Origin of the sequence: Persicitalea sp. (assembly GCF_041751555.1) — a bacterium.
Taxonomy (GTDB): Bacteria; Bacteroidota; Bacteroidia; order Cytophagales; family Spirosomataceae; genus Persicitalea.
In genome coordinates, this window is sequence record NZ_JBGSXF010000697.1 from 1 (window position 1) to 5,442 (window position 5,442).

5 protein-coding genes are annotated in these 5,442 nt (G+C 50.8%); 4 read left to right on the top strand and 1 reads right to left on the bottom strand.

Annotated elements, in window-relative coordinates:
- The first annotated feature begins 427 nt into the window (after positions 1-427).
- The 3 genes from ACEW8P_RS24445 (at position 428) to ACEW8P_RS24455 (ending at position 4,102) form a co-directional block, all read left to right on the top strand.
- The gene (locus tag ACEW8P_RS24445; protein WP_373515681.1) at positions 428-1,396 is read left to right on the top strand and encodes an amidohydrolase family protein; all 969 of its coding nucleotides are present in this window, start codon (positions 428-430) and stop codon (positions 1,394-1,396) included.
- Positions 1,397-1,554: 158 nt separating this feature from the next.
- On the top strand, positions 1,555-3,684 hold the full coding sequence (locus ACEW8P_RS24450; protein ID WP_373515682.1) for a PVC-type heme-binding CxxCH protein: 2,130 nt from the start codon (positions 1,555-1,557) through the stop codon (positions 3,682-3,684).
- Between the two features lie 73 nt (positions 3,685-3,757).
- Entirely contained in the window at positions 3,758-4,102 is a 345-nt protein-coding gene (locus ACEW8P_RS24455) for a high-potential iron-sulfur protein (protein ID WP_373515683.1), read from the top strand.
- 131 nt (positions 4,103-4,233) lie between these two features.
- On the opposite strand, the gene ACEW8P_RS24460 is transcribed toward ACEW8P_RS24455, so the two are convergent.
- Positions 4,234-4,587: a hypothetical protein gene (locus tag ACEW8P_RS24460; protein ID WP_373515684.1), complete on the bottom strand. Its 354-nt coding sequence runs from the start codon at positions 4,585-4,587 to the stop codon at positions 4,234-4,236.
- Positions 4,588-4,867: 280 nt separating this feature from the next.
- Here ACEW8P_RS24460 and ACEW8P_RS24465 point away from each other — a divergent pair, with 280 nt between their 5' ends.
- Complete coding sequence (locus ACEW8P_RS24465) at positions 4,868-5,392, top strand: ComF family protein (RefSeq protein WP_373515685.1); 525 nt, start codon at positions 4,868-4,870, stop codon at positions 5,390-5,392.
- The last annotated feature ends 50 nt before the right edge of the window (positions 5,393-5,442 follow it).

Here is a 5,442-nt window from a genome sequence, read left to right on the forward strand (position 1 = left end):
CACTTTTCTGTGCTCTCACTCCACCATGTCAAAGAACGTTGCCCCGGCCGATGCCGGGAGCCTGCGGGAAGCTGTCTTGCCAGCCGCCCTCCCCGTTTTGGGATTGCAAAGGTGCAAGCTTTTTTTCAATCAGCCAAACACTCCCAGAAAATATTTTTAACGCACCGGCAGTAGTCCCTGACTTTCAGGACAATTGAACGCAAAAAAAATTGAAAGAGCTTGTCAATAGACTGCTAGGCGAGAGAGTGAGTGCAGGAAATATTATGTTTAATACTTTCAAATAGGACAACTTCCAAACCAGGGGACAGTAGTTTGGCCAAAGGAACTGGGCAGGTAAAGACAGTATTGTTTCTCCTTTTATCTATGCATAAAGGATTTGCCTAGATTCCCTCGCCCCTGCTGGCAGATAACAAAACGGTGAAATAACATGAGCGTGAAAAATAATGCGACCACCTTGACCCGTCGGCGCTTTTTGACCAGCACCAGCCTTGTACTGGCTGGAAGCGCACTGACATTCGACCTGGCAGCGCGGAGAGCCGAAGCCGATGAACCTATCATCGACATTCACCAGCATACCAACTACTTGGGACGGACCGACGCGCAGTTGGTGGCGCATCAGAAGGCAATGGGCGTTACTACGACCATTCTCCTACCCGCCGGAACGCCCGCCTTTGGCTTGTCAACGCATAAGGGCGAGTCGAACGGTTTGCAGGCTCAGTGCGGCGGCAACGAATCCTGTCGAGCTTTGGCCAAAAAGTACCCGAAAGCTTTCACGTTTGGGGCCAACGAAGTACCGGATATTTCGGGGGCTATTGACGAGATCGAGAAGTATCTGAAACTCGGTGCCCCACTCATCGGCGAATCCAAGTTTGGCCTGGAATGCGACGAGCCGGCGATGCAGGCGATTTATAGACTGGCCCGAAAGTACAGGGTACCCGTGCTGATGCACTGGCAGCACGCGATGTACAACTACGATTTCCACCGCTTTCACATGATGTTGGAAAAGTACCCCGATGTGAACTTTATCGGTCACGCACAAACCTGGTGGGCCAACATTGATAAGAACCATACGGATCAAAACGTCCTTTATCCCAAAACCAAAGTGACCGCCGGGGGCCTGACCGACGAGTTCTTGACCAAGTACCCTAATATATATGGCGATATGTCGGCGGGATCAGGCTTGAATGCGATGTTGCGGGACGAGGATCATGCTCGTGGCTTTCTGGATCGCCACCAGGATAAACTACTTTACGGCAGTGACTGTGTGGATAGTGTGGGTCACGGCCCGGAATGCCAAGGTGCTCAGACTATAGCAGCTATCCGTAGGCTCGCACCGACCAAGGCCATCGAGCGGAAATTGCTTTATGGAAATGCGAAAAAACTATTTAAGCTGTAGTTCAGTAGATTATGGATAAATTTAGGAATCCCTTTCCAAAAAAGTTAACAAGAATAGCGTGAAGGCAGAATCCCATTTGACAGCCAAGCCCTATCATTCGGAGTAGGCATCCAAGCTATTTGCTACCGTATTTGTCTTCTTAACTTATTGTCAATCAAATGAATATAATTGATTTCCTAAAAAATAAACTTACGATAATCGGCGTCCTCTGTCTGCTGAGTATCATGGGTCACGCCCAGCGATACGCTGCCGCGCTCTCCCCTACCGAGTCTCGCGAAACTTTCCAGCTCAACGCCGATTTTGACATCGAACCATTTATTACCGAGCCGGATGTGCTGTCGCCTGTGGACATTGCCTTTGATGCGCGCGGCAACATCTACGTAGTCGAAATGGGCGATTACCCTTACGATGCCAAGCCCGGCAACTACAAGGGGCGCATCCGCATGCTTCGCGATACGGACGGTGACGGAAAAGTCGATAAGTCCTTTGTTTTTGCGGAAGACTTACCCAGCGCCACAAGTGTGCTGCCCTGGGAGGGCGGCATTTTGGTCACAGCGGCACCGGATATTTTGTACTTGAAAGACACCGACGGAGATAGCAAGGCAGACGAGCGGGAAGTAATTTTCACGGGTTTCTTCGATAAGAACTCCGAAGCCCAGGTCACCAACCTTCGCTTCGGACCCGACAATTGGATCTATGCCAATAACCACGGCCAGAGGGGGCTCGTCAGCTACAAGCGTAAGCCCGAAACCCCGGCCATTGACGTATCGGGCGGGAACTTTCGCTTTCGTTTGGATCGAGATCTGTTTCAGTCGGAGTCGGGAGTGGGACAGTTCGGCCTGGCTGTCGACGACTGGGGCCACCGCTTCTACTCCCAGAACACTCTGCACATTCAGCAGGCCCCCATTGCTTGGCGCTACGCCCACCGCCACGAGTACCTGCCCTCATACCGGGTGGATGTCAATATTTCTGATCACGAGCGGGAAATGTTCCAAAAATCGCCCACGCCCCATTGGCGTGAGGTGCGCAGTGCCCGACGTCAGGCCAACTACGACTCCCTCGGGCTGGATCGAAAGGAATACGCCCGCGATTATTTCTCGGGAGCCTCCGGTGGGACTTTTTATGGCGGCGATGGTTTCCCGGAAAGCTATTACGGCGCTGTCTTTACCGGGGATGTCTCGGGTAATTTGGTGCACCGCGACGTACTTTCCAGTGACCCGGACCAGCCCGCCTTCGTGGCCTCGCGTGATGACAGGGAAAAGGAACAAGAGTTCCTTACCAGCACCGATCCCTGGTTTCGTCCCGCCAATTTTTACACTGGGCCGGACGGCTACCTGTACTTGGTCGATATGTACCGTCAGCACATCGAAACGCCCGTTTCAATTCCCGAAGACCTGAAAGAGGACATGGATTTCGCCAACGGCGAGCAGTACGGCCGCATCTGGCGTATTTTCCCAAAGAACGGGCCAAAGAGAGAGGTAGTACTTCCCAACCTTGCGGAGAAAGAGTCAGCCGAATTGGTGACTCTTTTAACTCATCCCAACCAATGGTGGCGGCTGACGGCCCACCGTCTGCTGCTGGAAAGGCAGGACAATAGTATCCTGCCATTGCTAAACAAAACATTAAACGAAAGTACCATGGCCCAGGCGAGACTTCTCGCTCTCTACAGTATAGAAGGTCAGAATGCGCTTGCTGCGGATCATGTCAAGAAAGCTTTGAGCGACGTCGAGCCAGGCGTGCGGGAACACGCGCTGATGCTGGCCGAAAAGTACCCGCAATTCTTGCCAGAAATTATCAAACTGACCGACGACGCATCGCCGCAGGTGGCTTATCAGGCAAGTTTGAGCTTGGGTCAATTTTCCAGCCAAGAAGTACTTCCAGTACTGGCCCGCATTGCGGAGAAAAAAGCTGAGGACAACTTCTATCGGATGGCGGTATTGAGTTCAAAGCCCGGAGCGTCGGCGGAAATGCTCGAAACGATGGCTGACGGAGGTACTTTCTTTAAAAACGCCTCGCCTGGCAAGATGAAACTGATCGAAGAGTTCGCCTACATTACCGGATCGCGCAATGGGAAAAACGAGATTAAAGCCTTGTTGGAGGTACTTTTAGCAAACGAGGAAAGCTGGCAGACCGCCGGGCTGAACGGCTTGGCCAATGGTATCAAGAGATCACAGCACAAAGGCGAAACTGACAAAGCTACCGTCAAAGCGCTTCAAAAGTTGGAAAAAGGCGCTTCGGTTGCCGTGAAGAAAGCGATCGAGGATGTCAGGCAGGCTTTGGCGATTTAGCGAAAAAAATTAACCAAATGGAAAGTGGAGACCATTCGTCGTCTATGTCCATTTGTACAACACAAACAAGAAAATGATCGAGAGAAGAAAACGCCGGGAATTCCTGCGGATGATGGTAGTGACCCCGGTTGGAGGGTACTTAGCAGCGAGCTGCAAAGGTTCCAAGAAAAGTGTCGTAGCGGTTAAGGACGCGAAAAAAGCTAGTCCTTGCGATGACCTCACAGGAGTACCCGCGGTGGACATAGAAAAAAGAAAATCGCTTGGCTATACCAACCTATCGCCGATTCCGGACAGTATGTGCAGCAACTGTCAGCTTTTCATTCCGCAAAAAGAGGGGGCGGAATGCGGCGGTTGTCTGCTGTTCGCCGGCCCTGTTTCACCCGAGGGATACTGCACATATTGGGCACCTGTGGTGTAGTCAATAGCTGCCTTGCGGGAAAACGAAGCAGACGAAAAATTTATTGAGGTTTGGGAATATCAAGCGATTTTTGGAGTTGTGAGACGTATCTATTTTTCCTAATAACTCGATAGACTATAGACAAACAGGGTTCAAACCAACCCACTTTCTTTAAAGTACTCCAATACGTGCATCTTCAGGAGCGATTCCTGCGCCAGAATCTCGCCATGCGGCAATGGTTGCACCAAGTCCCAGTGCGGCCAGCCATCGGTATCTTCGCCCCGTAGCTCGTAATAGCCCGACAGGCTAAGTACCCGGCAAATGCCGATGTGCATAAGGTCTTGCTTCTGTTCTTTGGTAAAATTTATGGCTCCCTTACCCAGTTCCTGCACGCCGATCAGGAAAAGCACGCCGTTCAGGTCGCCCGGTTTCTTGCCGATAATCTTCTGTAGGTTTTCCAACAAATTTTTCCACTGAACATCTAGTGGTGTGTCGATAGCATTCATTTTTTGAGTAAGTATGGGTACTTGGTGGAGAGTCCCGTATCGTTATTATATTTTAGCTCGCTGTGCGGGATTCAACGACAACCAGCCGAAAAGAGTTTTTATGGAAATCACCTGGCGGACCTATTGGAACGATTTCGTTGATTTGCTTTTCCCACGATGCTGCGAGGCCTGCGAGAACGCTCTGGTGGGAAACGAGCGAATTATCTGCACTTAGTGTCAGGCTACCTTACCCAAGGTAGATTCAGATAGCGTAGCGAAAGCAACGGTCACGGCAAAATTTGTGGGCTACCGCGAGGTAAAGGGTGTCTTTTCTTTTCTGGCTTTCACAAAAAGGGGAAAAGTACAGAATTTGCTCCACGCTTTGAAGTACAAAAACAAGCCGGAAGTAGGCATATTGTTAGGAAAAATGATGGCGCAGGAATTGACCGAGAGAGCAGATTTTCCGACTGCCGATTTGATTGTGAGCGTTCCTCTGCACAAAAAGAGACGGCAGGAACGCGGATACAATCAGAGCGATGCCTTTGCCGAAGGACTATCGGAAATAGCGAACATTCCGTGGTCAGGGAGCGTCTTGTCTCGCGTTCGCTACACCAAATCCCAAACCGGAAAAACAAAAACGGAACGACAGGAAAACGTGAAGGATATTTTCCAGGCATCCGACCCTTCACAAATCCAAGGCAAACGAATTATCCTGGTAGATGACGTGCTGACGACCGGAGCGACGCTGGAATCCTGTTTGAATGTATTGCTTCGCGCGGGCTGCGATACAGTCTATATAATGACGATAGCTGCGGCCCAGCAATAAGCGGACACGCAGCTATCGTCACTCTCATTGAAGAGCTTTCTATCTCGCCA

Bases quoted from the DNA above. Each gene is read 5' to 3' on its own strand.
- ACEW8P_RS24445 (WP_373515681.1), top strand. From the start codon at position 428: ATGAGCGTGAAAAATAATGCGACCACCTTGACCCGTCGGCGCTTTTTG.
- ACEW8P_RS24460 (WP_373515684.1), bottom strand. From the start codon at position 4,587: ATGAATGCTATCGACACACCACTAGATGTTCAGTGGAAAAATTTGTTG.
- ACEW8P_RS24450 (WP_373515682.1), top strand. From the start codon at position 1,555: ATGAATATAATTGATTTCCTAAAAAATAAACTTACGATAATCGGCGTC.
- ACEW8P_RS24455 (WP_373515683.1), top strand. From the start codon at position 3,758: ATGATCGAGAGAAGAAAACGCCGGGAATTCCTGCGGATGATGGTAGTG.